We start from the raw sequence: 24,803 nt of genomic DNA, 5'->3' as shown, positions 1-24,803 counted from the left end.
GTTAGGCGTGGCGGCCTGGCCGGATGATCGAGGCCGGGTGATCGGAGGGGATCAGCCGAGGGTGTAGTCGAGGGCGTAGTTGTGGCCGCCGTCGGTAATGGTGATCTTTCCTTCGCCTCGCAGCCCGGTCAGCTCCCCCGTTCCCGAGGTGGGGACGATCTGCCAGCGCATCCACTGCCCGTTGTCGTCGGCTCCGGCGCTGTGCTGGAGGACGAAGGTGCCCTTGCGGCCGGAGAGTGTTCCCTCGACGTGTTCGACGCCGACGTAGGCGGAGGGGCCGGCCGGGGTGGTGACGGTGAGGATCTCGGTGGTGCTGGTGCCGGTGAGGTCGCCGTGGAAGGTCTTGGTGATGCGGGTGCGCCCGATGGTGGCGCCGTCCTTGTCCTCGGTGGCGAGCTCGTTCCAGTCGGTGATGTCGAAGGTTCCTGTCGCGTGGTCGGTCATGGGTCAAGGATGCCGGGCGTTCCTGTCATGTGCTGTCAGGTACGGTGGCGGTCGTGGCCGGGAGGGATGGCGGGCGCCGGTGCTTCAGCCGGTGCCGGCGGCGGGCGGCTGTTCGATCGGGAACAGGATCGGGCTGAGCAGGTACTGTGCCCGGTCCGGCGCCGGCTGGTTGGCGAGCCGGGGCAGGATGGCGCGGCGCATGTCGTTGATCATTTCTTCCAGCTCGGCGCGGTTGAGCCAGACCGCGTGTTGCCGATAGCCGACGAGATCGGCCACCGGGTCGGCGTTCTCGTGGTCGAGATAGCCGTTGAACTCGGCGACCAGGGCGGCCATCGCGGTGGCGAACACGCGCCGGTGCTCGTCGGGTGACAGGGCCGCGACGGCGTCGGCGTCGACGACGACCCGGTCGTGGCGCAGGCGGTAGCGGCGTTCCACCGCGCCGCGCACCCGCTTCTCGTCGGCCACTTCCAGGATGCCGGCGGCCGTGAGCAGGTCGACGTGCCGGTAGACCATGGCCTTCGAGGCGTCGGGGACGCGGGCGCACATCTGGGCGGTGGTGAGGGTCCGCCCGCCGCGCATGGCGTGCACGATTCGCAGCCGCACCGGGTGTGCCAGCAGTTCCAAGGTGTCCACGACCGTAACGTTCTCATACTGCGCTACTGTTCTCATAAAATGAGAAAGGTCGGTGGCGGGGTGGGCGTGGAAACGGATCCGGCGGCGATCGCCGCGGCGGTCGTCGAGATGATGCGCAATGGTCGCTTCGCCGACCTTGAGGGGTTGTTCGCCCCGTCGCTGCGGGCGGTGGTGTCCGCCGGGACGCTGGAGGTCGCCTGGGAGAGTCAGATGTCCGGGATCGGGGCGGTCTCCGCGGTGGGGCCGCCGATCAGGGAGAGCGGGGCGCAGGCGGGGCTGGTCCGGGTGAGCGTCCCGGTGACGTGTGAACGTGGCGGGCTGACGGTGGTCATGTCGGTCGGCGAGACCGGCCTGTTGCACGGCCTGCGGCTCGCGCCCGCGCTCACCGGGCGGTGGACTCCCCCGCCGTACGCCGTCCCCAGGAGGTTCGGCGAGCATGAGGTCACGGTGGGTTCCGGCGAACTGGCCGTGCCCGGGACGTTGAGCGTGCCGCGGGGGCGCGGCCCGTGGCCGGGTGTGGTGCTCCTGAGCGGCGGCGGGCCGTTCGACCGGGACGCCGCCAGCGGCCCGAACAAGCCGCTCAAGGACCTGGCCTGGGGGCTGGCCGGCCGTGGCGTCGCGGTGCTGCGCTTCGACAAGGTGACCTGTGTCCACGCGGGTCAGGTGGCCGCGCGGCCTGACTTCACGATGACCGATGAGTACGTCCCGCATGCCGTCGCCGCCGTCCGCCTGCTCCAGCGGCACCCGGCTGTGGATGCCGGGAGGGTGTATGTCGCGGGCCACAGCATGGGCGGAAAGGTGGCCCCGCGGGTCGCGGTCGCCGAGCCGTCGGTGGCCGGCCTGGTGCTCCTGGCCGCGGACTCCGAGCCCATGCATCACGCCGCCGTGCGCGTCGTACGCCACCTTGCCGCGGTCAGTCCCGGCCCGGCCGCGGATGCCGCCGTCGAGGCGATCACACGGCAGGCCGCGCTCGTGGACAGCCCCGGCCTGTCGGCCGCCACCGCCGCTTCGGACCTGCCGTTCGGCTATTCGGGAGCGTACTGGCTGGACCTGCGCGGCTACGACCCGGTGGCGACCGCGGCCGCGTCGGGCAAGCCGATGCTGATCCTTCAGGGCGGCCGCGACTATCAGGTGACGGTGGAGGACGATCTGTCGCGGTGGCGGGCGGGCCTGGCTCACCGGGCGGACGTCACCATCCGTGTGTACGACGCCGACGACCACATGTTCTTCTCGGGCTCGGGGCCGTCCACGCCCGCGGACTACGAGTCGCCCCAGCACGTCGATCCGGCCGTGGTCGCCGACATCGCCGACTGGCTGGCACCCCGCCGCGGGGGGATGGCCCGGCTCGTCTCCCGCCTGGGACGGACGTTCGGCATCGTGTTCGACGGGGTGCGGGGCCCGGGCATTCGGTAAGCAGGACATCCACTTAATCCGGCGAACAGGGGCTCCTCGCTCCCGGGCATGGCGGATTATCGGAGGCATGGCTTCTCCTCCACCGGCCGTGTGCGGCCGGCCCCTCCAGGCGCCGCGCCCGGGATGCTGATCTCCCCCTTCCCCTCCCACGACGACCGGAGGTCCGCCCACCAGGTGTTCGGTTCGGCCGTGACGGCTCCGCGGCGGGCGCGGGCGTTCGTGCGGTGCCAGCTCGGGCGGTGGGAGCTGGGGCACGTGACCGACACGGCGGAGCTGCTGGTGTCGGAGCTGGTGACCAACGCCGTGCAGGCGACCGACGCGGTGGCCGGCTCGCCGTTCGCGTCGTCGATGTTCCCGGTGGTGCTGCGGATGGTCGCGCTGCGGCTGCGGGTCGCCCCGGGGCGGCGTCTGTGCATCGAGGTGTGGGACGTCAGCGAGCGGGAGCCGGTCGCGAGGGACGGGGAGGCGCTGGACGAGGGCGGCCGGGGGCTGGCCCTGGTGGACAGTTTGGCGGCGAGCTGGGGGCATTACACGGCCGCCGACCGGGGCAAGATCGTCTGGTGTGAGTTGCCCATCCCCGGGGCGCCGGCCCGCGTGCCCGGCTTCCCGGGTGGGGACGTGCTCGCCGACGTGCCCGCGCGCCGTCACGGCGACGTACGGCCTGGGCATGTGGTGGCGGAGGTGGTGCCGCTCCCCCGGCGGGCCCGCCGTCACCCGCGCGCGGAGAGGGTGGAGGGGCCCGACAGGGCGACGCTGCTGCGCGTTCTCCGTGGCCTGCGCGAGCTGGACGTCTCCGATCGCCGGTGAGCCGGCGTGTCATCCCGCGGGAGCGGGTGTGGCGGCGCCTCGTTCAGGCTCCGGTCGTTTTCGCCGGGGCGGTTCCGCGTGCGAACAGGATTCCGGTCGCGGCGCACACCAGGGCCGCGAGGAGGAGCGCGTATGCCGATCCGGTCACGGTGCCCAGGCCGGCGAGAGCGCCCATGGTGGCGACTCCGATTGTGGCCCCGGTCTGGCGGACGGCGTTGAGCAGCCCTCCGGCGGCTCCCGCGGTGCCTTCGGGCGCGGCGGCGATGACGGCGGAGACCAGGGCGGGCAGCGCGAACGACACGCCGAATCCGGTGAGCAGCAGCCCGATGGCCAGCGGGCCGTAGCCGGCCTGCGTCCAGGCCGCCCAGCCGAGCGCCACGCCGCCCGCGGTGAGGAGTGTCATTCCGGTGAGGATGGGCGGGCGCGGGCCGAACCGCGCCGTGATCCTGCCGGTCACCGGCGGGTTGAGCACGAACGGCAGGGTGAGCGGCAGGAACGCCAGGCCGCTGGCGGAGGCGCTGAGGTGGTGGTGCCGCTGGAGGAGCAGGGGCAGGACGAACAGGTTTCCGTTGAGGGTGAAGTTGACCGCCGCGCCGGCCGCCAGCCCGGCCCGCACTCCTGCGTTCCGCAGGAGTGCCCGGTTGAGTACGGGGGCCGCGCTGCGCCGTTCGAGGGCCGCGAACACGGCCGCCGCGAGCGCCGTGGCCGTCCCGGATACGGCGGCGTGCCCCCAGGAGCGCGAGCCGGCGGCGATGACCGCGTCGGTCAGCAGGGCCAGCACCGCGCAGGCCGCGAGTTGTGCCGTCCAGTCGGTGCGCCGGTCGCCGCGCGGGCAGCGGACGGCCCGTCCGGCGGTCAGCGTGAGCACCAGCGCGGCGACGGGCACGTTGATCAGGAAGATCGCCCGCCAGCCCGCGAGGTCGACCAGGGCGCCGCCGGCGATCGGGCCGGCGGCCACGGCGGCGCCGCTGATGGCCGCCCAGGCCGACACGGCGCGGGCACGCTCGGCCTGGCCGGGGTAGAGCCGGGCGATGATCGCCATGGAGGCGGGCACGCAGGCCGCCCCGGCGGCGCCGAGCACCGCGCGGAGCGCGACCAGGAGCCCGAGCGTGGGGGCCAGGGCCGACAGCAGCGAGGCGAGCCCGAACGCCGCGACGCCGGCGCGGAAGACGCGGTGCGCGCCGTGCCGGTCGGCGACGGCCCCGGCCGACAGCAGCGACGCGCCGAACACCACCGTGTATCCCGTGGTCACCCATTGCAGGCCGGCGATCGAGGTGTGCAGCGAGGTGGCCAGATCGGGCTCGGCGACCGACAGGACGGTCATGTCCAGCAGCACCATGAAGTAGCCGAGTGAGATGCCCAGCAGGGTGAGCGGCCGTCGTCCGGCGCGTGAGGGGCCGCCCCGTGTGCCGGTGAGTGTGGGGTGGGGAGTGGTCATGCCTCTCACTGTCGTGATGGGGGCTGTGCCGCCTCCACCGGCGCACCCGCAGGCGCCGTTCGGAATTTCCGAACGCTCCCGGCGAGTTGTCCGGGGCATGGAACTGCGCCAGTTGCGTACTTTCGAGGCCGTGGTGCGGCACAGGACGGTGACTGACGCCGCTGTCGCCCTGGAGATGGCGCCCTCCAGCGTCTCGGAGCAGATACGCGTCCTGGAGAGGTCGCTGGGTGTGGCGTTGTTCGAGCGGACGGCCACGGGCATGCGCCTGACCGCGCCGGGTGAGCGTCTGGTGCGGTGGGCGCGCCGCCTGCTCGACCAGGCGGAGGAGGCGCGCCGCGAGGTGACCGGGCGCCGGCGGGAGATGCGGCTGGGCGCGCTGGAGACCATCGCCGCGACCTATGTGCCGCGGGTCCTTGCGAGGCTCGCCGGGCGCCGCCCGGACGTTCGTGTGGAGGTGCGCACCGGCGGCCGGGCCGGCCTGCTGGCGGATGTGGCGGCAGGACGGCTGGAGGCGGCGCTGCTGTGGGACACCGGCGATGCTCTGGGGGATCTCGGTTTTCCCCCGCCGTCGGCGCCGCTGTCCTTCCTCGACGTCGAAAGCGTTCCGCTCGTCCTGGTCGCGGCCCCGGGGCATCGGCTGCTTGGCCGGCCGCACGTGGTGCCCGAGGATCTGCGCGGGGAGCGGCTGCTGGTCAACGTGCCGGGCTGCTCGTTCCTGATGGCCGCCGACAAGGTCGTCGGGCCGGGTCCGGAACGGGTCCAGGCCGGCGGCGTCCCGGTGATGCGCGCGTGGGCCGAGCAGGGCCTGGGCATCTCGCTGCTTCCGGAGTTCGCGGTGTCGGATGCCCTCGCGTCCGGCGCGCTCATCAGGCTCGCCCTGTTCGCCCCGGAGCTGATGTTGCGGCTCGTCTGGCGCGGCGACCGGGAGGAGCTGCCCGGGCTGCGTGACGTCCTCTACGCCGCCGGCGCCTGATCCGCGGACTTCGGCCTGGCGGTTCGGGCCGGGCTCGGCGGAAGCCGGCCCCGTTTGGTCGGGGAGCGGCCGATTCCTTTTCGTGGTGGCCGGGGTCTACATGGTGGGAGGCGCGACCCGCGCAAACGGGGCGGTCGGTCTCTTTCATGTACGCCGAGAAAGAAAGGCCGATCGCCGATGAGCATTCCAGCGACCATGCGTGCGCTGCAGCAGACTTCCCTCAACGGCCCGCAGGACATGCGCCTGATCACCGACGCGCCGGTGCCGAGCCCCGGCCAGGGGGAGGTCCTGATCCGCGTCACGGCCGCCGGGGTCAACTTCGCCGACGTCTCCAAGGCCTACGGCACGTTCCGGGACGGCCCGCGACCGCCGTACCTGGCGGGTTTCGAAGCCGCCGGTGAGATCGTCGCGGTGGGCGAGGCGATGGGCGAGGCGATGGGCGAGATGACCGGCCCGCAACCGGGGGCCCGCGTCGTCGGCATCGGGTCCGGCGCCTTCGCCGAGTACATGGTCCTGCCCGCGGCCGCGGCGGTGCCGGTCCCCGCGGGCTGGACGGAGCAGCAGGCGCTGGGTCTGCTCGTGAACTGGCCCACCGCGCTGGCCGCGCTCAAGCCTCTTGGCGGCATCGCCGCCGGTCACGTTGTGCTGATCCAGGCCGCGGCGGGCGCGACCGGCCAGGCCGCGGTGAGAATGGCCAAGCACTACGGTGCGACGGTCATCGCCACCGCCTCGCCGGGCAAGCACGAGACGGTGCTGGCACTGGGAGCCGACCACGTCCTGGATTCTCTCGGCGGCGACCTCGCCGACGAGGTGAGGGAGCTGACCGGCGGTCGCGGCGTCGACGTGGTTCTGGAGTCGGCCGGCGGCGCCGCCTTCGCCGCCGGCCTGGCCGCGGCCAAGCGGGTCACCGGCCGGGTCATCGTCTACGGCGTGGCAGGCGGCGAAGCCCCGATCACCAACTGGGAGCTGGTGTACAAGCACCAGGTCCACATCGTCGGCCTCAATATCGGCGTGCTGATCCAGGCCGCGCCGCAGCTGTTCGGCGAGCTCATGGGTGAGCTGTTCGCGCTGATCGCGGCCGGTGTGCTCTCCCCCGGCCTGCCCACCGTGTACGAACTGGCCGAGGGCCCGAAAGCGCTGACGGAACTGGAAACCAGGGCCACCGTCGGCAAACTCGCCCTGCTGCCCTGAGAGACGGATGTGTTGCGATACTAGGCTCGCGGCGTGAGATCGGATCTGACACCGGATCTGCGGACGGCGCTGGATCGGGACCGGTTCACCGTCGAGACCGAGCGGTTCCGCCGGGAGTTGCTGGCGCACTGCTACCGCATGGTCGGCTCGGCGCACGACGCAGAGGACTTGGTGCAGGAGAGCTATCTGCGGGCGTGGCGGTCCTACGCTGGATTCGAGGGCCGGGCGTCGATTCGGTCCTGGCTCTACAAGATCGCCACCAACGTCTGCCTGACGGCGTTGGAGCCGCGCCCCATCCGGATGCTGCCCTCAGGTCTGACAGGACCCTACGACGGACCCGATCGCCCGCCCGCTCCCGTTGCGCCGGGCGAGGTCTCGTGGCTGGAACCGCTGCCGGACGCGTGGATCGCACCGGCCGCCGACGATCCGGCTGCGGTGGTGGTCGTACGCGAGTCGCTGCGGCTGGCGCTCGTCGCCAGCCTGCAGCACCTGCCCTCCCGCCAACGCGCGATCCTCATCCTGCGCGAGGTGCTGGCATTCTCGGCGGCCGAGACCGCGGAGATCCTCGGCACCACCACGGCGGCGGTCAAGAGCGGTCTGCAGCGCGCCCGTGCGCGACTGGACGAGTTGAAGCCGGAGCCCGAGGAACTGCTCGAACCGGCCGACCACCGGGCACGCGCGCTGCTCGACGGCTACATCGCGGCCTTCGAGCGCTCCGACGTCGGCCTGCTGGAACAGGTGCTACGTGCGGACGCCACGCTGGAGGCGACGCCGTTCCGCGAATGGCAGGCGGGCCGGGCGATGTGCGTCCACGTGCTCGGCACGTACGTGCTGGGCACACCGGGCGACTGGCGGATGCTCGCGACCACCGCCAACGGCCAGCCCGCCGCCGTCGTGTACCACCGGCATGCCGACGGCGCGCTCCGCGCCGACGGCGCCGTGGTGCTGGCCCCCACCGCCACCGGCATCTCCCGCGTGATCAAGTTCCACGATCCCGTGCTGGTGGCGACGTTCGGCTTCCCTGACGTGCTCGCGCACTGAGCCGCCGGCGGGTACAGCCGTGTGGATCGAACGGAGTCCACCGGGAGCCTCGGCGGCCGGATCTCCCCATGACGGCTTACGGGACGACGGTGACGGGCCAGCGGCCGGCGCGTACGAGGCGTACCGCGACCGATCCGACGAACCGGTGGCCCGCCTGGGCGGAGGCGCCGACGACGACGGCGTCGGCTCTGACCTCGTTGGAGATCCGGGTGAGGACGGAGGCGGGGTCCCCCAGCTCGGCGCGGAAGGAGTACGACACGTTGGAGCCGGCTGTGCCGGCGAAGTGGTCGATCTGCTCGCGGAGCTCGGCCGCCACCTGCCGGCCCGCTTCGATCATCGAGGCCGACGCGGCGGGCACGAGCAGGCTGGTGGTGCCGGGATCGGTGACATGGATGAGGACGACCTTCGATCCCTGGCGGCGAGCGAGGCCCCAGGCGTACGCGGCGGCGCGCAGCGAGGTCGGGGAGCCGTCGACGCCGACCACGATCACCTGAGGGCCGTCGGTGCCGATCTCGAAGGCGCTCATGTCTGTGAGCCTACGGCGGTGGTCAGGGGGCGCGCCTCCGGGGGGCGGCCAGGGCGGCCGGCTTCGGCCGGATGACAACCGAGCACTCGCACGGCTCGCGCGCGACACCCGCGACGCGTGGAGGCACTAGGGCCGCGGAGACGTCGTGGGGACGCTCATGCGTTCGCCCGGTCGTCCGAAGATGCTGAGGATTTCGGCGGGCTCAGCCCCCGTGCCGCCGAACCAGTGCGGCACCGTGGTGTCGAAGGTGGCCACCTCACCCGGCCCGAGCACCCGGTCCAGGTCGCCGAGGACCAGCCGCATGCGGCCGGACAGGACATAGATCCACTCGTGGCCGTCGTGTGCGCGCGGCTCCGGGGTGACCTGGCCGGCCGGGATGATGATCTTCCATGCCTGGATGCCGCCCGGTTGCCGGGTCAGTGGGATCACGATCCTGCCCTTGACGTGGCCGGGCTTGAGCCGCAGGCGTGGGTCGCCTTCCTCGGGGGCGGCGACGAGGTCGTCCAGCGGCACCCGGTAGGCATGCGACAGCGCGAGAAGCAGTTCCAGGGTGGGCCGCCGTCCCCCGGTTTCGAGCCGTGACAGCGTGCTCTTGGAGATGCCGGTCGTCTGCGCGACATCGGTGAGGGTCATCCGGCGGTGCTTGCGCAGTCGCTTGAGCCGGGGCCCGACCTGGTCGAGCGTCGCGGCGATGGCCGCCGCTGAGGTGTCCTCCACGAGGCTCATCTGACTTCCTTTCCCGGAAACGGCAACTTTCGTAGGTGATCTGCCCGGGCGGCCCCAGCCTTGGGGCATGAACCCGCCTCCGGACGTACGAGCGTCCCCGGTGCGCGACCTCGACCACGGATGCCCGGACATACCGGCCGGTGACACCTACGCGAAGGAGTCAGCATGACCAACCCCCACCCGGCCCCGAGCTCCCGGCCCGCCGCGGCCGGTCCCCCGACGAAGCACCAGCTGGCCCTGATGATCTGGCTGGCCGTCTTCCCGACCCTGACTCTCCTCAACCTCGCGCTCGGAGACTGGCTCGGCACACTCACACCGGTCGCACGCACCTTCGTGCTCGCCACCATCGCCGTGCCGATCGTCATCTACGGACTGATGCCACAACTGCACCGCCTCCGCCGACGTCTCCTGACCCGCGTCGCGAGCCGCTGACCACCACGATCCGTGCCCGGCTGCCGGGAAACCGTCCCGGCGCCACCGTTTGTGTGACGACACTCACCAAGGAGTCATCATGAAGCAGCTACGGGAACCGTCACCGACCGCACCCCTCCAGCCGTGCCCATCCCAGGGGCGAGGGGCACGCCCTTCTGGACAGCTCTCGGTGTGGCAGCTGAATCTGCTTCGCGTCGGTTACCTCGTCATGGGGGTGGGCCTCGCTGTGATCAAATGGCCCCTGCTCTTCGGCCACGAGCCCTGGGGGCTTGCGGAAGGCACCAAGGAATGCCTGCTCATCGCCATGTCGTTCTTGGCGCTTCTCGGCGTCCGGTACCCCCAGCGCATGCTTCCCATCCTGCTCCTCGAAGTCTCGTGGAAGCTGCTCTGGCTCGGGGTCGTCGCCCTGCCGTTGTGGTCGGGCGACCAGCTCGAGGGCGCCACCCGCACCCAGGCCGGTGCGGTCCTGTGGGTCGTCGTCATCGCCGCCGTCATCCCCTGGCGCCATGTGCTCGCCCAGTACGTGACGGCACCCGGCGAGCCATGGCGTCGCAGCCGGCGGGCGAAGTCCGGCGACGTCTCCTGAAGGCCGATTCGTGCGCATACTCAGGCCGGTCCCCGGCGAACGCGCAGCGGCAGGCACGCGGATAACCTGTTGCGGAACTGTCGGGGGCGTTCGTTAGGGTCTCGACCGTGGCTGACCAACCGTTGATTCACGCCCGTGGCCTGGTCAAACGTTTCGAAGACTTCACCGCCGTCGACGGGATCGACCTGGAGGTGGCGCCGGGTGAGGCGTTCGGCTTCCTGGGGCCCAACGGGGCGGGCAAATCCTCCACCATGCGCATGATCGGCTGTGTGTCCACGCCGACCGCCGGGGAGCTGCGGATCCTGGGCATGGATCCGGTGCGCGACGGCACCAGGATCCGGGCCCGGCTGGGGGTCTGCCCGCAGCTGGACAACCTCGACCCCGACCTGACGGTCCGGGAGAACCTCACGACCTACGCCCGCTACTTCGGGCTTTCCCGCGCCGAGAGCCGCAGGCGGGCCGACGAGCTGCTGGAGTTCGTGCACCTGGCCGACCGGGCCGGCGGGAAGGTGGAGCCGCTGTCCGGCGGCATGAAGCGGCGGCTCACCATCGCCCGGGCGATGATCAACGAGCCTGATCTGGTGCTGCTCGACGAGCCGACGACCGGGCTCGACCCGCAGGCCCGCCACCTGCTGTGGGAGCGGCTGTTCCGGCTGAAGCAGCGGGGCACCACCCTGGTGCTGACGACGCACTACATGGACGAGGCCGAGCAGCTGTGCGACCGGCTCGTCGTCATGGACGGCGGGAAGATCGTGGCCGAGGGGTCGCCCCGGTCGCTGATCGAGACGTACTCCACCCCCGAGGTGCTGGAGCTGCGCTTCCCCGACGGGCTCGACTCCAACGCCGGCTACGCGGCAACCCTGGAGGGGGTGGGCAAACGGGTCGACCCGCTGCCCGACCGGGTGCTCGTCTACGTCGTCGACGGCGACGCGGCGCTGGCCGAGGTGCACCGCCGCGGCCTGTCGCCGTCCAGCACGCTGGTGCGCCGCTCCACCCTGGAGGACGTGTTCCTCCACCTCACCGGCCGGACGCTGGTGGACTGACATGACCACCGCCACCGCTCCCACCCCCGCCTCCTCCGCCGCGCCGCGCGCGGTGCGTCCCACCGTCGCCGTGCTGGAACGGCACCTGTCGCTGTACCGGCGGCTGTGGCAGGCGTCGGTGTTCTCCTCGTTCGTGCTTCCCGTGCTGTTCCTGCTCAGCATCGGCATCGGGGTCGGCGGGTACGTCGGCTCCGTCCAGGGCGTCGACTACCTGTCGTGGATCGTGCCGGGCGTGCTGGGCGCGACGGCCTTCCAGATCGCGGTCGGAGAGTCGACCTACTCGGTCCTCGGCGACTTCAAGTGGGTCCGCGGCTACCACGCGATGCGGGCCACCCCGGTGCAGCCATTGCACATGATCTGGGGGCATCTGCTCTACCTGATGTTCCGGGTGACCATGGCGGTGGCGGCCTTCCTCGTGGTCGTGGTGTTCTTCGGCGGGCTGCGCTCCGCCTGGGCGGTGGCCACTCCCCTGGTGTGCGCGCTGCTGACGGTGGCGGTCTCCGCACCGGTGGTCGCGTTCGCCGCCCGCATCGAGAACGACAGCTACTTCGCCCTGCTGTTCCGTTTCGTGGTGATCCCCTCGACGCTGTTCGCGGGCGTCTTCTTCCCCGTCGACCAGTTGCCGGCGCCGGTGCGCCCGGTGGCGTACGCCTCCCCGCTGTGGCACGCGGTCGAGTTGTGCCGGGCTGCCACGCTCGGACGCGCACCGGCCTGGCCGGTGGCGGCCCACCTGGGCTACCTGGTGCTGTGGGCGGCGGCCGGGACGTTCCTGGCGATGCGGGCGTTCCAACGGAGGCTTGAAGACTGATGATGACGACGTTGGTGGTGTCCCGCATCTCCCCCGCCCGGGTGGGAGCGGTGATCAATCGGAACATCGGGGCGCTGAGGTCCGGCCCGGCGTACGGGATCCTCCTGATCTCCGGCTTCTTCGAGCCGCTGCTGTATCTGCTGTCGATCGGAGTCGGGGTCGGCGCGCTCGTGGGCGACCTGAACGTCGACGGGCGCACGCTGCCGTACGCCTCGTTCGTCGCCCCGGCGATGCTGGCGGTCTCGGCGATGTCCGGCGCCCTGGCGGAGACGACGTTCAACTTTTTTTTCAAGTTGAAGTACATGAAGACGTTCGAGGCGGTGCTGGCCACTCCGGTGCGGCCGATGGAGATCGCCGTCGGAGAGCTCATCTGGGCGATCGCGCGGGGCTCCCTCTACACGGGCATCTTCCTGGTGATCATGGTGGTGATGCGGCTGGCGGAGCCCGGGTGGGCGCTGGCCGCCCTGCCCGCCACGGTGCTGGTGGGGCTGGCGTTCGGCTCGGTCGGCATGGCGGTCAGCACGCTGATGCGGGGCTGGCAGGACTTCGACCTGCTGGGCACGGGCCAGTTCGCGCTGTTCCTGTTCTCCGGCACCTTCTCCCCCGTGCAGAACTATCCGCTCGGTGTGGAGATCCTCATCCATGTGACGCCGCTCTACCACGCGGTCGAGCTGGTGCGGGGGCTGTGCCTCGGAGCGGTGGGGCCGGGGCTGCTCTGGCACGTCGCCTACCTCACCGTGATGGCCGTCGCCGGGCTCTGGTTCGCGGCCCGCCGGATGGAGACCAAGCTCTGCCTCTGACCGTGGTGGCCGCCGTGGCCGGAGACCGTGACCCGCGACTGTGACCGGAGAAGGAGGGATACTGCGGGGATGTTCCAGGAACGGCCGTCGCGGGTGCCGGGGGCGGTGCTGTGGCAGACGACGCACGAGTCCGAAGCGGCCCCGCAGGTCCCCGAAATCCCCCAGCCCCGGCGGACCGAACGACTCCGGCAGGCCGAGCCGTCCCTCCAGGCCGAGCGAATCCTGCTGAGCGGACAGGCGGAGCGCACCGGGCAGGCCCCTGGAGCGCAGCTGCGGGTGCTGCCCGACGGGTGCATGGACCTGATCTGGGTGGACGGGCAGGTGCTGGTCGCCGGGCCGGACACCCGTGCCCACCTGTTCCCCGCGCGTGCCGGGGCGAGCTACATCGGTCTGCGGTTCGCGCCCGGCACGGCCCCCGCCATCTTGGGCGTCCCGGCACACGAGCTGCGCGACCGGCGGGTGCCGCTGGCGGACCTGTGGCCCTCGGCTTCCGCCCGCCGGCTGGCCGAGAGGGCCGCCGTGGCGGACGACCCCGGTGAGGTGCTCCAGGAGGCCGCGATGCGCAGACTCCGCAGCCTGGACGGCCCGGCCGGGCCCGACCGCGTGACCGCCGGAGTGGTGGACGGGTTGCGGTCGGGTCTGCCCGTCTCGGGCATCGCCGACGCGGCGGGCGTCAGCGAGCGGCAGTTGCGCCGGCGGTGCCTGGGAGCGTTCGGATACGGGCCGAGGACCCTCGGGCGGATCCTGCGGATGAACCGCGCGGTGGAGCTGGCCCGCACCGGCACGCCGTTCGCCGTGGTGGCGGTGGACGCCGGCTACGCCGACCAGGCGCACCTGTCCCGCGAGGTCAAGGCGCTGGCCGGCGTGCCGCTCGGCGCTTTGATCAGGTGACGGACGAGCGCGTGCGCCACCGCCTGCCGGCCTCCGAGGAGGATGAGTGCAGAAATTAGCGGTACGCCTTGCGGGCCGAGGCCCGCACCTGGCCAGCCGGGGCCGGATGGCCAGCCCCGGTCGCGGTCAGTGCCGCCGGCGCGCATGTTCCCCACAGCCGGGTGAGCGCGTCGCCACCTCGTCGTCGGAGATGTCGGCCAGCGGGCGATTCGCGCCCAGCAGGGCGACGGTGCGGTCGATGGTGCCGGCGTAGGCGCGGTGGGTGTTGGGGTTGGCCAGGCGGGCGGTCGAGCAGAACGCGTCAGCGGCCGCGGCGAGGTCGATGCCGCCGCCCACCGCGGCGGTCGGGGTTAGCCGGTGGCGGGCTGACCCGCCCGGCGATGCAGCCAGGTGTGCAGCGGGTCGCGGGCGCCTTCGCGGCTGATCGGCGGTGCCGTGGTCAGCTCGAAGCCCGCCGACCGGGCGACCGCCGTGCTGGCGGCGTTGCCCGGTGGGATGCGCAGGATCACGCGGGTGGCGCCCAGGCTGTCGTAGGCCCAGGCGGTGATCAGCTGGACGGCCCGGACGGCCAGGCGCCGGCGGCGGTGCGCGGCGCCGACGGCGTAGGCCAGCTCCACCTCCCCGCCGGCGCCGGTGGGGAACAGCAGAATCTCGCCGAGCGGCTGCAGGCCGTCGGTGGTGATGGCGAGCTGGAGCCGGGCGCCGTGCGCGCGCCGACGGCGGGCCTGATCGAGGTAGGCACGGGCGGCCGCCTGGTCGAAGGGGGCCCGCAGCGGGGTCCACCGGTCGACGGCCTGGTCGTCGAACAGCGCGGCCATGGCGGGCACGTCGCCGTCGTCCCATTCGCGCAGGATGAGACCCGAGCCGGTGAGCTGGAGGCGGCCTGGGACGGCGATGCCGCCGGGCGTTGTGGTCATGGCGCGGGTCAGCTTTCTGTGCGGCTTTCGGCGATGGCGCGGCGCCAGACGGCGTCGCGAAGCAGGCGCAACCCGTTGAGGCCGACGATGACGGTGGAGCCTTCGTGCCCGGCCACGCCCAGTGGCAGCGCAGGTCGCCGAACAGGTCCCAGGCCACCAGCACGGCGATGAAGACGGCGGCGACCACGAGGTTGGCCGTCACCAGGCGGCGGGCCCGGCGGGCGAGCGCGATCACCGCCGGGACGGCCGCCAGCTCGTCGCGGGTGATGACCGCATCCGCGGTGTCCAGCGCCAGGTCCGATCCGGCGCGGCCCATCGCGATGCCGACGTGGGCGGTGGCCAGCGCGGGGGCGTCGTTGACGCCGTCGCCGACCAGCGCCACCTGCGCGCCGCCGGCCTGCAGCTCGCGCACCGCGGTCACCTTGCCGACCGGCAGCAGGTCCGCGCGGACCTCGCCGATGCCCGCCTGGGCGGCCAGGCGCTCGGCGGCGCGGGCGTTGTCGCCGGTCAGCAGTACCGGTCGGGCCCCGGTCAGGGAGCTCAGCTGCGCGACCGTCTCGGCGGCGCCGGGGCGCATCCGGTCGGCCAGCGCGAGGACCCCGGCCAGAGCGCCGTCGACGCGGACGACGACGGCGGTGTGCCCGCCGTCCTGCAAGCCGGCCACCACCGCCGCGGCGGCGTCCTGGCCGCGGTCGCCGTGGAGCAGCTGGGCTGGGCTGGCCACCTCGACCAGGTGGCCCTGCACGCGGGCCGTCACTCCGCGCCCGGGCTCGGAGCCGAACTCCTCGGCGGGCGCCGGCGTCAGTCCGCGGTCCCGCGCGGCCCGCACCACCGCGCGGCCCAGCGGGTGCTCGCTGCCCTGCTCGGCCGCGGCCGCCAGCGCCAGCAGCCGGGCCTCCGACAGCCCGGGGATGGGCAGCACGTGCACGCCGGTCAGATGCGGGCGGCCCTCGGTCAGCGTGCCGGTCTTGTCGAAGGCCACCTGGCTGATGTCCGCCAGGTGTTCCATCACCACCGCCGACTTGACGAGCACACCGTGGCGGCCCGCGGTGGCGATGGCGGCCAGCAGCGGCGGCATGGTGGCCAGCACCACGGCGCACGGCGACGCGACGATCATGAAGGTCATCGCGCGCAGCAGGCTGTCATGCACGCTCGCGCCCCAGGCCAGCGGCAGCGTGAACAGCGCCAGCGTGGCGGCGACCATCACCACCGAGTAGCGCTGCTCGACCTTCTCGATGAACAGCTGCGTGCGCGCCTTGGTGGCGCTGGCCTGCTCCACCATGGCCACGATCCGGGCGATCACGGTCTCACCCGCCGCGCGGGTCACCCGCACCCGCAGCACGCCGGTGCCGTTGACCGTCCCAGCGAAGACCTCGTCCCCGGCCTGCTTGTCCACCGGCAGGCTCTCTCCGGTGATGGACGCCTGGTCGACCGGGCTGGCCCCCCACAGCACCCGGCCGTCGGCGCCGACGCGTTCCCCGGGCCGGATCAGGATCGTCTCGCCGACCTGGAGCACCGCCACGTCGACGATGTCCTCCCGGACGTGGTCTCCGGCGCCGGTCAGGCGGGTGGCCCGCTCGGGCGTCAGATCCAGCAAGCCGCGCACCGAGTCGGCGGTGCGTTTCGTGGCCACCGCCTCCAAGGCGCCGGAGGTGGCGAAGATGACGATCAGCAGCGCGCCGTCGAAGACCTGCCCGATCGCCGCGGCGCCGATCGCCGCGGCGACCATCAGCAGATCCACATCCAGCGTCCGCTCGCGCAGCGCCCGCAGCCCGGCAAGGCCCGGCTCCCAGCCGCCGGCCGCGTAGCAGGCCAGATACAGGCTCCACCACAGCCACGGCGGTGCCCCGGCCAGATGGGAGATGCCGCCGGCGGCGAACAGCACGGTGGCGGCCGCCGCCCAGCGCACCTTCGGCAGCGACCACGCGCCGGGCCGCCAGGACGCGCCGACGGCCGGCGGTGATGCGGCGGTCGGCGGCCGGGGATCGGCGGTTGTCAGTTCAGTCATCACCACGCCATCGTATATGCGTACTCACGCAGATACGCAAATAGGAAGATGATGGGTAGGATGGGGGCATGCACACGTCGCTGCCGGACTTCGACATGCCGAACGAGGAACAGGTGCACCTGGCCGCCGAGTCGTTCCGGCTGCTGTCCGACCCCACCCGTATCAAGATCCTGTGGGCGTTGCTGCAGGGCGAGTCCAACGTCGCGTGCCTGGCCGAGCTCGCCGACGCCGCGCCCACCGCGGTCAGCCAGCACCTGGCCAAGCTCCGCCTGGCCGGCCTGGTCAAGGGCCGCCGTGAGGGCACCTTCGTCTACTACAGCGCGGCCGACGAGCACGTCCGCCGGCTGCTGACCCAGGGCATCTATCACGCCGACCACATCGACCGGCAGGACACCGACCGCGCAGCCGGGCTTTCCGCGGTCGACGGGCCCGCTGCCGGGTAGTCATCAGATCCGTTCGGCGGCGGTCGCTCACCGAGCTCGTGGAAGGGGCGCAGGCCAGTGGTGACGTCGGCGCGGGAGAAGGCATAGCGGCCCAGGAATTGATGTGGTCGAAAGCGATCGGCGACAGCCGGGCACACATCTGCTCGGTCACCGGGAATCCCTGCCCGCGTAGTTCCTACACGGCGGCGTCGATGTAGAGGCTGTTCCAGCAGATGACCGCGTTCAGCGCCAGGCCCAGCGTGCCGAGCTGGTCTTCCATGCCCTCGCGGTAGCGCTGGCGCACCCGGCCCCGGTTGCCGAAGGCGATCTTCCGGGCAAGGCGGTGGCGGGCCTCCTGCACGTTCAGCTGAGTGCCGATCATGCGCCGGTAGCCGTCGCCGTGCAGGAACTGCAGCAGGTGCAAGGTCTTGAAGACGCGCCCGTAATGGGCCAGCGCCTCGCCCAGCCCGGTGGTGCGGCCGTCGGCCGACAGCATCCGGATCAGGTCGTAGGCGCGCACCGCTCCCGTGGTGAGTGAGCCGGCCACGCGCAGCATGTCGCCCCAATGGGCACGGATCTTGTCCAGACGGATGACGTGACGGGACATGTGTTCCAGCGGCCCGTAGACGGCGCGGGTGTTGCTACGCCACAGCCGGGTGTCGGCCAAGTCGGCGATACGCGGAGAGAACTGATAGCCGCAAATGGCGAACAGGCCGAACACGATGTCGGAGTAGCTGCCGGTGTCGGTGATCACCGTCTCGGGTTTGGGGCCGCCGTCCAGGTTGAAGATGGCGTCCAGGATGAACAGCGAGTCGCGCAGGGTGCCCGGCACGACTAGGCCGCCGATGCCCATCACCTGGTCGTTGACCACGTTCAGCCAAGTGGCGCCGCGCTGGCGACCGAAGTAGATCGGGTTGTGCCCGGTGTGCAGGTTGGCGACCGGGACGATGAAGCGCAGCCCATCGGCCGAGGCGATATGGCCGTTGCCCCAGGCCTTCACCACATCGATGCCGGCCTGGGCGGTGATCAGGCGGGCGTTGGCGGCCGCGATCGTCTCGGCGCGCACATAGCACTGGTCGACCTGCTGCAGCGGGCAGCGGGTCAGCGCCGGCACGTTCGGCTTCTCGATCGGCACCAGGCCGACGTTGCACGCCTCGGCCACAAGCAGGGCGCACAGGCTGACCGCGAAATCCTCCATCCAGCATCGGCGCCGGAGATGTGGGTGAAGTCGGCCGCCAGGCCAACGAAGATCAACTATCTAGCGCTAATTCCTGCACTCAGCATCCCCGGAGGCCGGCCCAGGTGGAGCGAAGCGTGCGCGAAGGACCGGCGAGGACCGGCGGAAGGCGCTGGCGCGTGGTGAAGCCCGGCGAAGGCCGGGCGTCAGGTGGGCAGCGGGGCGAACAGGTCGACCGCGTTGCCGTCGGGGTCGTGGACCACCGCGTAGCGCTGCCCCCAGAAGGCGTCCCATGGTCGCTTGTGCGCCTCGTACCCCGCGTCGGCGAGGTCGGCGTACACGCGGTCGACCTCAGCGGGGTCGTCGCAGCGGAAGGCGAGGCTCACGCGGTGGCCCCCGGCCGGCGGCTTCCAGTCCGGGTCGAACGAGTGGATCGTCTCGACGGTGTCCCAGGCGAGCCGCAGCCCGCCCGCGACCGTCGCCTCCACATGCGGCTCGCTGTCGGCCTGCGGGGGGATGTCGAGCCCCAGGCGGCGGTAGAAGGCGAGCGATTTGCCCATGTCGGCCACGACCAGGCCGATCACATCGAAGGTAGGTGCCATGCGGCCAACGCTAGAACGAACGGCCTGGCCGTGTCTTGAACGGATCGGACACGCTCAGCCGGCGTCCTCGACGGCGAAGGGCGTGGCGGACACCACGGCGGCGACCGGGACGGGGCCGTAGATGTGCGGGAACGCCTCGGTCATCCCGTCGGGCACTTCACGCCTGACGGGGCAGCCCAGCAGGTCCTCGTCGATGGCCAGCAGCACCAGCGGTTCGGCGACGTCGCGGTAGAAGCGCCCGGCGACGCCCCTGGCCTGCTCCAGGTCGGCGGAGGCGTGGATGAATCCCTCCTCCTCAAGAGTGCGGCCGAGGGTGGACACGCGGTATTCACCCGCAGGCCCCGCCGCAGCCCAGTCGCCGGCCAGCGCGAGATGGTAGATCATGGCTCCACCCTAGGGCCGATCGCGGCCAGGGCCCGGGCCACCGCGTCGCGGGCCCGTCCGCGGGCCTCCGGCCGGGCTTCGACGACGTCCTCCAGCCACAGGCCGGACAGCAGGGTCGTGACGAAGCGGACTTCCGGCTGGCCGTGGGGATATCCGGCCCGCCGCAGGACCGTGGCGACGATCTCGTCGCAACCGTCGGTCCAGGCGCGGGCGATGCCCTGCAGGGCCGGATCGCGGCCGGCCTGCAGGTAGAGCTCCCACAGGCCCAGCTGGCGGGGCCGGTCGAAGGCGTAGGCCCCGGCGAGGAGGTCGGCGATCGCGTCCGGGGAGACGGCCGTGATCGCCTCCATGGAGGCGCGCATCTGGGCGAGCTCACGCTCCACGAGCAGGGCGAACGCCTCGGTCAGCAGCGCGTCGCGGGAGGAGAAGTAGTACGACGTGGCGGCCAGCGGGAGCCCGGCCCGCTGCGCGACGGCCCGGTGGGTCACCGCGGCGAAGCCGCCCTCGCCCAGCAGCGCGGCCGCCGCGTCGAGGAGAGCCTCGTGGCGGCGCACGGCGCGTTGCTGGGGGCGGCGGCCGCCCGAGGCCGGCCGGATGCGGCCCGCCTGCAGGTGCCCCGACGGCAGCGCCCGCGGGGGGAGTTCGCTCATTGGTGGGGCCTCAGTGGGTGCCGGCAAGGTTGAGGACGACGACACCGCAGATGATAAGTCCGATTCCGGCGGCCTTGAGGAGATTCATGCTCTCGTCGAGGAAGAGGGCGCCGATCACGGCGATGGCCGCGGTGCCGGCGCCCGCCCACACCGCGTACGCGATGCCGACGGGCATGCGCAGTTTCAGCGCCCAGGCCAGCAGGAGGAACGACGCGACGTACCCGACGGCGACGGCGGCGGTCCACCCCCAGCGGGTGAGCCCGTCGCTGAGTTTGAGCGCGGAGGTGGCCAGGACCTCCGACGCGATGGCGACGGCGAGCAGGAACCAGGCCATGGAGGACCTCCCATTAAGCGGTACGCTCGTCCCACTTTAGGGGTGGCTCCACCCTTCCCGCGAGGGGTCAGCCGGTCAGGTGCTCCAGCATTCGCGGATGACCGGCCAGCGCGGACGTCAGCAGGGCGTCCGTGATCGGCCGGTACGACGGGATGTCGACGGCGTCCCAGTCGATGCCTCCGGCCGGCGGCTGGGGGTCGTACTCGATCCACAGCTGGACCTTCCGGGCCGTCTCCTCCCCCGCGAGCCGCGCGGTCAGGTACAGCGCCATGTCGATCCCGGCGGCGACGCCGGCGGCCGTGAGGATCGGGCCGTCCTCCACCCACCGCTCGGCGACCGGCACGGCGCCGAACCGCTCCAGCAGGTGCCGCATCGCCCAGTGCGTGGTGGCCCGGCGTCCCTCCAGCAGCCCGGCCGCGCCAAGCAGCAGCGAGCCGGTGCAGACCGAGCCCACGACCTGCGCCGTACGGGCGGCGTGGCGGATGCGGCCGATGAGCCTTTCGTCGGTGAGCGCGGCGAGGGTGCCCTCGATGCCGCCGGGGACGATCAGCACGTCGGGCTCGGGGATCTCGTCGAAGGTGTGGCCGGCCGCGAGGAGCAGCGGGGTGTCGCTGGACACCGTCGCGCGGTCCTCGGCGAGGACGACGGTGCGGAAGCGCGGGTCGAGCTGGGCGAGGCCGGTCAAGGTCTGCAGGGGTCCGACCAGGTCGAGGGCGGTCAGTCCGGGATAGAGCATGAACGCGATGGTCATCGTCATAACCCCAAGGTCACACCTGCCCGTCCTGCGACACCACGCGCACGGCGCGGCGTGTCCGAAAACCTGGGATCCCTGTCAGTTCGTACGGACAGCAGGGCGGGCGCGTCGGCGGCCGGTGCCCGGCGGTCCTTTCCCGCATGCTCACTTGGCGCAGGGGCGGCGGTCTTCCCGGCGAGCCACTTGGCGGAGGGGTCGAATGCGTGTTCTACTGATCTCCATGCGTCGCGACGCGTCTTCCGGCTCCTCCGATGCCGGCCCCCCGACGCCGATGCCGGAGCAGCAGCCGCTCCTCGGCGGAGGCCCCGCCCGCCCGCGGATCGAGCGGCAGGCGGTGACCCGGGTGTTCGACGGCATCACCTGCTACGAGGTCCCGGCGCGCACCGCCATCGACCGCGTCCCTCAGGCGGCCGAGCTGCCGTTCCAGTGGGCGGTGAGCCCCTACCGCGGATGCGAGGCCGGCTGCCGCTACTGCATGGCCCGGCGCGGCCACCGCTACCTGGGGCTCGACCCCCTTGAGGACTTCGCCACCCGGGTGGTGGTGAAGACCGATCTTGCCGACCGGCTGCGCCGCGAGCTCGGCTCACCCCGCTGGGGCGGCGACCCGGTCGCGCTCGGCGTCACCGGCGACTGTTATCAGCCGGCCGAGGAGACCTACCGGCTCATGCCGGGCATCGTGCGGGCCCTCGCCGACGCCGGCAACCCGTTCACCGTGCTGACCAAGAGTCCCCTGGTGCTGCGCGATCTGGAGGCGTTACGGGACGCCGCGAAGGTCACCCAGGTGGAGGCCCTGGTGTCGGTCGGCTTCGTGGACGACCGCGTACGGCGGGCCGTGGAGCCGGCGGCGTCGACGCCGCAGCGGCGGCTGGAGGTGTGCTCCACGCTGAACGAGGCCGGCATCCCGTGCGGGGTGCTGATGGCCCCGATCCTGCCGCTCATCACCGATTCGACGGATCACCTGCTGGCCACGGTGCGACGGGCGGCCGAGGCCGGCGCGGTCAGCGTCACCCCGATCGTGCTGCGGCTGCCGTCCGGGGCCCGCGAGTCGTACATGGGCTGGCTGGAGCGAGAACACCCCGGCCTGGTCCCCCGTTACCAGGCGCTGTACGGCAAGGGCCAGGTCGCGGAGGCCGGCTACCGGCAGCGGATCGCCGAGCAGGTGCGGATGCTGGCGGAGACCTATGGCGTGGGCCGGTCGGCCCGGCGCTGGCGCCGCCGCCGCTCCCCCGCACGCCAGCTCGCCCTGGTCTGATCCGGCAGGTTTGATCGGGCACGTTTGATCCGGCCGGGAGTTCCGGGTTCATCGTGGCCGCCTTTCCGGGCGAGGCGGCCTCACCTGTCTGTCACGGGCGCGGAGTCGCCGTGGCAGCCGTATGCCCGCCGTGGCAGCCGTATGGCGACAACCGTGCGGCGACAACTGTTCCGAGGCGCTTCCGTGGCAGCCCCCGGGCGGGACGCGATTCCCGTCGACGGGCTTGCACTCGGCAGAGAGGTAACTTATAAATTGAGTAGGAGGTTAGCTCCATCGAGATTCGTACTTAGGAGGTTGCGATGCTTCTCACGTCGATCGACCCCTTCGTGCAGGAGGTCGAGCGCCAGTTCGACCGTCTCGCCCGTTCGGCCTTCACTGGTTCCGAGGGCGGCCGCGGGGTCATGCCGCTGGACGGCGTACGCCGCAAGGACGAGGTGCTGCTCCGCTTCGACCTTCCCGGGGTGGACCCCGACGGCATCGAGATCACGATCGACCGCGGCGTCCTCAGCGTCACCGCCGGCCGGGAGGAGGAGCTCGGCGAGGACGACCGGGTGTTCGTCAGGGAGCGCCTGATGGGCCAGTTCACCCGGCGGGTCTACCTGCCCGAGCACCTGGACAGCGAGCGGATCGAGGCCGACTACGCCAACGGCGTGCTCACCCTGCGCATCCCCGTCGTGGAGAAGGCCAAGCCTCGCAAGGTGGAGGTCCGCGGCGCGTCCGAGCACAAGGCCATCAAGGCCTGACGCGGTGCCAGGTCCCGCCGCCACGGCGTCCGGCTCCGCCGTCGAGGCGATGTCCGGTAGCGATGTCCGGTGGCGATCGACCGGTGGGCCGCCGCCCCGCTCGGGCGGCGGCCCACCGCCGTACCCGGAGGTGAGAATGTTCCCCCTGCCCATCGACGACGAGAACGCGCCGCTGTACTCGGTCGGCCAGGTCGCCGACATGCTCGCCGTCCAGCAGGCGTTCCTGCGCCGCCTCGACGAGTTCGAGGTGGTCCGCCCCCAGCGGTCACCCGGCGGGCAGCGGCGCTACTCCCGTAACGACATCGGGCAGGTCCGCTACGTCGTGGGACTCGTCGACGAGGGCATGACGCTGACGGCCGTCCGCCGCATCCTGGAGCTGGAGCAGGAGGTCCTGCGGCTCAACGCCGAGCTGGAGGCCACACGCCGCCGTCTCGGCGACCTCAACGGCCCCGGCGAGCCGGGCGGCTGAAAACCGGTCGATCGGCGGGCCGCGCGCCCGCTACGGTCCTGCACATGACGACTGCGCACGACATCGACGTCGAGCGGTTCATCGCCGACGGGTTCGTCAAGGTGGAGGCCGCGTTCCCCCGGGAGACCGGCGACCGGATCAGAGCTTTGCTGTGGGAGCGGATCGGCCTGTCCCCCGACCGGCCCGCCGAATGGACGAAGCCGGTCGTTTGGGCCTCCGACGACACCGGGCAGGGCCCCTTCGCCGAGGTGATCGGCAGCCCGCGCCTGGCCGCCGCGCTCGACGCCGTGGCCGGCCCCGGAGGCTGGAAGCGGCGGGGCACCGTCGGGAACATGCCGATCCGCTTCCCCCATCCCTCCGACGCCGGGGACAGCGGCTGGCACATCGACCAGAACGATCCCGGGGCCGACGGGGCCTGGGGCATCGTCACGTCACGGCCGCACACCCTGCTCATCCTCATCTTGTTCTCCGAGGTGGGAGCCGACGACGCCCCGACGCGGATCCGCGTCGGATCCCACCTCGACGCCGCCCGCGCGCTGGAGCCGTACGGCGAGGGCGGGCTGCCGTTCTTCACCTCCGGGCCGGTACTCGACGCCGCGAGCGCCGACCGGCCGGTGGCGTACGCGACCGGGCTTCCCGGCGACGTCTACGTGTGCCATCCCTTCCTGGTGCACGCGGCGCAGCCCCATCGCGGGTCCCGTCCCCGCTTCATGTCCCAGGCGCCGGTCTTCCTCGCCGAGCCGCTCCGGCCCGGCTCCCCCAGCCCCCTCGGCCAGGCCGTACGGGCGGCCCTGCCCGGCTGAGCCGGCCGGGCTCCGGCGTATCAGGCGGTCGATCCACGCGTGCTCAGGCGGGCCGATAGGTCAGGTGGAGCACGCCGGTCTTGAACGTGGCCGAGTCGGTCAGTCGCAGGCCTTCGCCGAGGATGATCGGGGGATTCGCAGGGGGCCGGGAAATCGGGGGGTGATGCTCAGGAGTCTGTCTGCACGTCCGTGCCGAGGTCGCCGATGGGGTCGCCGATGGGGCTGCCGGCGGGGGCGGCCTGGTCGGGGGGGACGTGGGGGTGGACCGCGAGGACCAGGCGGTGCTCGCGCCCGCCTTCGGCGTTCTCGTCGTGATACCGGCTCACCAGGGTGGCGACGGTGGAGGCCAGCTCCTCGGCGAAGGCGGCCCGGTCGGCCGCCGAGGCGAACCGCACCCGCGCGTCGATCGCGAACGTGGCGACCTTCTTGTTCTCCCGGGCCGCGCCGATCAGCAACGCGCCGACGTCCCGCACCAGCTGCGCGGCCAGCGCCAGCAGCCAGCGCGCCGACAACCGGTCCGGCGCGCGGGAGGGGTC

The 24,803-nt window shown here is 72.2% G+C and carries 27 protein-coding genes and 3 pseudogenes; 16 read left to right on the top strand and 14 right to left on the bottom strand.

Annotation, left to right across the window (positions count from 1 at the left end):
- Positions 1–51: 51 nt before the first annotated feature.
- Entirely contained in the window at positions 52–444 is a 393-nt protein-coding gene (locus tag AB0B72_RS13215; protein WP_367738870.1) for a DUF3224 domain-containing protein, read from the bottom strand.
- A gap of 84 nt (positions 445–528) precedes the next feature.
- Positions 529–1,077 carry a helix-turn-helix domain-containing protein gene (locus AB0B72_RS13210; RefSeq protein ID WP_367738869.1) on the bottom strand — a complete coding sequence of 183 codons (549 nt, stop codon included), beginning with the start codon at positions 1,075–1,077 and terminating at the stop codon, positions 529–531.
- Positions 1,078–1,116: 39 nt separating this feature from the next.
- Between AB0B72_RS13210 and AB0B72_RS13205 the strand changes: the two genes are divergently transcribed.
- Entirely contained in the window at positions 1,117–2,490 is a 1,374-nt protein-coding gene (locus AB0B72_RS13205; protein ID WP_367738868.1) for an alpha/beta fold hydrolase, read from the top strand.
- 48 nt (positions 2,491–2,538) lie between these two features.
- Complete coding sequence (locus AB0B72_RS13200; RefSeq protein WP_367738867.1) at positions 2,539–3,297, top strand: ATP-binding protein; 759 nt, start codon at positions 2,539–2,541, stop codon at positions 3,295–3,297.
- Between the two features lie 43 nt (positions 3,298–3,340).
- Here the strand turns inward: AB0B72_RS13200 and AB0B72_RS13195 are convergent, their stop codons facing one another.
- Complete coding sequence (locus tag AB0B72_RS13195) at positions 3,341–4,735, bottom strand: MFS transporter (protein ID WP_367738866.1); 1,395 nt, start codon at positions 4,733–4,735, stop codon at positions 3,341–3,343.
- 112 nt (positions 4,736–4,847) lie between these two features.
- On the opposite strand from AB0B72_RS13195, the gene AB0B72_RS13190 reads away from it, so the two are divergent.
- From AB0B72_RS13190 to AB0B72_RS13180, 3 genes are all read left to right on the top strand, one after another.
- The gene (locus tag AB0B72_RS13190; protein ID WP_367738865.1) at positions 4,848–5,708 is read left to right on the top strand and encodes a LysR family transcriptional regulator; all 861 of its coding nucleotides are present in this window, start codon (positions 4,848–4,850) and stop codon (positions 5,706–5,708) included.
- Positions 5,709–5,885: 177 nt separating this feature from the next.
- Complete coding sequence (locus AB0B72_RS13185) at positions 5,886–6,899, top strand: zinc-binding dehydrogenase (protein ID WP_367738864.1); 1,014 nt, start codon at positions 5,886–5,888, stop codon at positions 6,897–6,899.
- Between the two features lie 33 nt (positions 6,900–6,932).
- Positions 6,933–7,940, top strand: coding sequence for an RNA polymerase subunit sigma-70 (locus AB0B72_RS13180; RefSeq protein ID WP_367738863.1), 1,008 nt, complete (start codon positions 6,933–6,935; stop codon positions 7,938–7,940).
- A gap of 76 nt (positions 7,941–8,016) precedes the next feature.
- Here the strand turns inward: AB0B72_RS13180 and AB0B72_RS13175 are convergent, their stop codons facing one another.
- Both AB0B72_RS13175 and AB0B72_RS13170 read right to left on the bottom strand, forming a co-directional pair.
- Positions 8,017–8,466, bottom strand: a complete 450-nt coding sequence (locus AB0B72_RS13175) for a universal stress protein (RefSeq protein ID WP_367738862.1) — start codon at positions 8,464–8,466, stop codon at positions 8,017–8,019.
- Positions 8,467–8,592: 126 nt separating this feature from the next.
- Positions 8,593–9,192, bottom strand: coding sequence for a helix-turn-helix domain-containing protein (locus tag AB0B72_RS13170; RefSeq protein ID WP_367738861.1), 600 nt, complete (start codon positions 9,190–9,192; stop codon positions 8,593–8,595).
- 165 nt (positions 9,193–9,357) lie between these two features.
- On the opposite strand from AB0B72_RS13170, the gene AB0B72_RS13165 reads away from it, so the two are divergent.
- The 6 genes from AB0B72_RS13165 to AB0B72_RS13140 all read left to right on the top strand — a co-directional run bounded on the left by AB0B72_RS13165 (position 9,358) and on the right by AB0B72_RS13140 (position 13,752).
- Positions 9,358–9,624 (top strand): hypothetical protein, encoded by a 267-nt coding sequence (locus AB0B72_RS13165; protein ID WP_367738860.1) that lies wholly within the window; start codon positions 9,358–9,360, stop codon positions 9,622–9,624.
- Positions 9,625–9,793: 169 nt separating this feature from the next.
- A complete protein-coding gene (locus tag AB0B72_RS13160; RefSeq protein ID WP_367738859.1) occupies positions 9,794–10,210 on the top strand; it encodes a hypothetical protein in 417 nt (138 codons plus the stop codon).
- Positions 10,211–10,317: 107 nt separating this feature from the next.
- Positions 10,318–11,253 carry an ABC transporter ATP-binding protein gene (locus tag AB0B72_RS13155; protein ID WP_367738858.1) on the top strand — a complete coding sequence of 312 codons (936 nt, stop codon included), beginning with the start codon at positions 10,318–10,320 and terminating at the stop codon, positions 11,251–11,253.
- 1 nt (position 11,254) lies between these two features.
- Positions 11,255–12,061, top strand: coding sequence for an ABC transporter permease (locus AB0B72_RS13150; protein WP_367738857.1), 807 nt, complete (start codon positions 11,255–11,257; stop codon positions 12,059–12,061).
- A complete protein-coding gene (locus AB0B72_RS13145) occupies positions 12,061–12,861 on the top strand; it encodes an ABC transporter permease (protein ID WP_367738856.1) in 801 nt (266 codons plus the stop codon). Before AB0B72_RS13150 ends, AB0B72_RS13145 begins: the two co-directional genes overlap by 1 nt.
- Before the next feature lie 69 nt (positions 12,862–12,930).
- Positions 12,931–13,752 carry a helix-turn-helix domain-containing protein gene (locus AB0B72_RS13140; protein ID WP_367738855.1) on the top strand — a complete coding sequence of 274 codons (822 nt, stop codon included), beginning with the start codon at positions 12,931–12,933 and terminating at the stop codon, positions 13,750–13,752.
- A 350-nt stretch (positions 13,753–14,102) separates the two neighbouring features.
- On the opposite strand, the gene AB0B72_RS13135 is transcribed toward AB0B72_RS13140, so the two are convergent.
- Positions 14,103–14,570, bottom strand: a complete 468-nt coding sequence (locus tag AB0B72_RS13135; protein WP_367739134.1) for a GNAT family N-acetyltransferase — start codon at positions 14,568–14,570, stop codon at positions 14,103–14,105.
- Between the two features lie 280 nt (positions 14,571–14,850).
- Positions 14,851–16,398 (bottom strand): annotated as a pseudogene (locus AB0B72_RS13130) (heavy metal translocating P-type ATPase); the annotation flags it as partial.
- A 347-nt stretch (positions 16,399–16,745) separates the two neighbouring features.
- Between AB0B72_RS13130 and AB0B72_RS13125 the strand changes: the two are divergent.
- Positions 16,746–17,120 (top strand): ArsR/SmtB family transcription factor, encoded by a 375-nt coding sequence (locus tag AB0B72_RS13125; protein ID WP_367738854.1) that lies wholly within the window; start codon positions 16,746–16,748, stop codon positions 17,118–17,120.
- Positions 17,121–17,164: 44 nt separating this feature from the next.
- Here the strand turns inward: AB0B72_RS13125 and AB0B72_RS13120 are convergent.
- The 6 genes and pseudogenes from AB0B72_RS13120 to AB0B72_RS13095 form a co-directional block, all read right to left on the bottom strand.
- Positions 17,165–18,282, bottom strand: a pseudogene (locus tag AB0B72_RS13120) (transposase); the annotation flags it as partial.
- A 200-nt stretch (positions 18,283–18,482) separates the two neighbouring features.
- Positions 18,483–18,878 (bottom strand): VOC family protein, encoded by a 396-nt coding sequence (locus AB0B72_RS13115; RefSeq protein WP_367738853.1) that lies wholly within the window; start codon positions 18,876–18,878, stop codon positions 18,483–18,485.
- A 54-nt stretch (positions 18,879–18,932) separates the two neighbouring features.
- Positions 18,933–19,262 (bottom strand): DUF952 domain-containing protein, encoded by a 330-nt coding sequence (locus AB0B72_RS13110; RefSeq protein WP_367738852.1) that lies wholly within the window; start codon positions 19,260–19,262, stop codon positions 18,933–18,935.
- Positions 19,259–19,912, bottom strand: a complete 654-nt coding sequence (locus AB0B72_RS13105) for a TetR/AcrR family transcriptional regulator (RefSeq protein ID WP_367738851.1) — start codon at positions 19,910–19,912, stop codon at positions 19,259–19,261. Before AB0B72_RS13105 ends, AB0B72_RS13110 begins: the two co-directional genes overlap by 4 nt.
- Positions 19,913–19,922: 10 nt before the next feature.
- On the bottom strand, positions 19,923–20,246 hold the full coding sequence (locus AB0B72_RS13100) for a multidrug efflux SMR transporter (protein WP_367738850.1): 324 nt from the start codon (positions 20,244–20,246) through the stop codon (positions 19,923–19,925).
- 67 nt (positions 20,247–20,313) lie between these two features.
- Entirely contained in the window at positions 20,314–21,003 is a 690-nt protein-coding gene (locus AB0B72_RS13095; RefSeq protein WP_367738849.1) for a DJ-1/PfpI family protein, read from the bottom strand.
- A 196-nt stretch (positions 21,004–21,199) separates the two neighbouring features.
- On the opposite strand from AB0B72_RS13095, the gene AB0B72_RS13090 reads away from it, so the two are divergent.
- From AB0B72_RS13090 to AB0B72_RS13075, 4 genes are all read left to right on the top strand, one after another.
- A complete protein-coding gene (locus tag AB0B72_RS13090) occupies positions 21,200–22,252 on the top strand; it encodes a radical SAM protein (protein WP_367738848.1) in 1,053 nt (350 codons plus the stop codon).
- Between the two features lie 299 nt (positions 22,253–22,551).
- Positions 22,552–22,995, top strand: a complete 444-nt coding sequence (locus tag AB0B72_RS13085; RefSeq protein ID WP_367738847.1) for an Hsp20/alpha crystallin family protein — start codon at positions 22,552–22,554, stop codon at positions 22,993–22,995.
- Between the two features lie 136 nt (positions 22,996–23,131).
- Positions 23,132–23,464 carry a MerR family transcriptional regulator gene (locus tag AB0B72_RS13080; protein ID WP_367738846.1) on the top strand — a complete coding sequence of 111 codons (333 nt, stop codon included), beginning with the start codon at positions 23,132–23,134 and terminating at the stop codon, positions 23,462–23,464.
- Between the two features lie 44 nt (positions 23,465–23,508).
- Entirely contained in the window at positions 23,509–24,267 is a 759-nt protein-coding gene (locus AB0B72_RS13075; RefSeq protein WP_367738845.1) for a phytanoyl-CoA dioxygenase family protein, read from the top strand.
- A 167-nt stretch (positions 24,268–24,434) separates the two neighbouring features.
- Here AB0B72_RS13075 and AB0B72_RS13070 read toward each other — a convergent pair.
- Positions 24,435–24,803, bottom strand: a pseudogene (locus AB0B72_RS13070) (hypothetical protein); the annotation flags it as partial.

The organism is Microbispora sp. NPDC049125 (assembly GCF_040802045.1).
GTDB lineage: Bacteria > Actinomycetota > Actinomycetes > Streptosporangiales > Streptosporangiaceae > Microbispora.
The sequence above is the reverse complement of the archived record's forward strand: the minus strand, read 5'-3'. Positions and strand labels throughout refer to the sequence as shown.

Coding starts and splice junctions, on each gene's coding strand:
- AB0B72_RS13215 (WP_367738870.1), bottom strand. CDS start 444: ATGACCGACCACGCGACAGGAACCTTCGACATCACCGACTGGAACGAG.
- AB0B72_RS13205 (WP_367738868.1), top strand. CDS start 1,117: ATGAGAAAGGTCGGTGGCGGGGTGGGCGTGGAAACGGATCCGGCGGCG.
- AB0B72_RS13200 (WP_367738867.1), top strand. CDS start 2,539: ATGGCGGATTATCGGAGGCATGGCTTCTCCTCCACCGGCCGTGTGCGG.
- AB0B72_RS13195 (WP_367738866.1), bottom strand. CDS start 4,735: ATGACCACTCCCCACCCCACACTCACCGGCACACGGGGCGGCCCCTCA.
- AB0B72_RS13185 (WP_367738864.1), top strand. CDS start 5,886: ATGAGCATTCCAGCGACCATGCGTGCGCTGCAGCAGACTTCCCTCAAC.
- AB0B72_RS13175 (WP_367738862.1), bottom strand. CDS start 8,466: ATGAGCGCCTTCGAGATCGGCACCGACGGCCCTCAGGTGATCGTGGTC.
- AB0B72_RS13170 (WP_367738861.1), bottom strand. CDS start 9,192: ATGAGCCTCGTGGAGGACACCTCAGCGGCGGCCATCGCCGCGACGCTC.
- AB0B72_RS13165 (WP_367738860.1), top strand. CDS start 9,358: ATGACCAACCCCCACCCGGCCCCGAGCTCCCGGCCCGCCGCGGCCGGT.
- AB0B72_RS13150 (WP_367738857.1), top strand. CDS start 11,255: ATGACCACCGCCACCGCTCCCACCCCCGCCTCCTCCGCCGCGCCGCGC.
- AB0B72_RS13145 (WP_367738856.1), top strand. CDS start 12,061: ATGATGACGACGTTGGTGGTGTCCCGCATCTCCCCCGCCCGGGTGGGA.
- AB0B72_RS13140 (WP_367738855.1), top strand. CDS start 12,931: ATGTTCCAGGAACGGCCGTCGCGGGTGCCGGGGGCGGTGCTGTGGCAG.
- AB0B72_RS13135 (WP_367739134.1), bottom strand. CDS start 14,570: ATGGCCGCGCTGTTCGACGACCAGGCCGTCGACCGGTGGACCCCGCTG.
- AB0B72_RS13125 (WP_367738854.1), top strand. CDS start 16,746: ATGCACACGTCGCTGCCGGACTTCGACATGCCGAACGAGGAACAGGTG.
- AB0B72_RS13115 (WP_367738853.1), bottom strand. CDS start 18,878: ATGGCACCTACCTTCGATGTGATCGGCCTGGTCGTGGCCGACATGGGC.
- AB0B72_RS13110 (WP_367738852.1), bottom strand. CDS start 19,262: ATGATCTACCATCTCGCGCTGGCCGGCGACTGGGCTGCGGCGGGGCCT.
- AB0B72_RS13105 (WP_367738851.1), bottom strand. CDS start 19,912: ATGAGCGAACTCCCCCCGCGGGCGCTGCCGTCGGGGCACCTGCAGGCG.
- AB0B72_RS13100 (WP_367738850.1), bottom strand. CDS start 20,246: ATGGCCTGGTTCCTGCTCGCCGTCGCCATCGCGTCGGAGGTCCTGGCC.
- AB0B72_RS13095 (WP_367738849.1), bottom strand. CDS start 21,003: ATGACGATGACCATCGCGTTCATGCTCTATCCCGGACTGACCGCCCTC.
- AB0B72_RS13090 (WP_367738848.1), top strand. CDS start 21,200: ATGCGTGTTCTACTGATCTCCATGCGTCGCGACGCGTCTTCCGGCTCC.
- AB0B72_RS13085 (WP_367738847.1), top strand. CDS start 22,552: ATGCTTCTCACGTCGATCGACCCCTTCGTGCAGGAGGTCGAGCGCCAG.
- AB0B72_RS13080 (WP_367738846.1), top strand. CDS start 23,132: ATGTTCCCCCTGCCCATCGACGACGAGAACGCGCCGCTGTACTCGGTC.
- AB0B72_RS13075 (WP_367738845.1), top strand. CDS start 23,509: ATGACGACTGCGCACGACATCGACGTCGAGCGGTTCATCGCCGACGGG.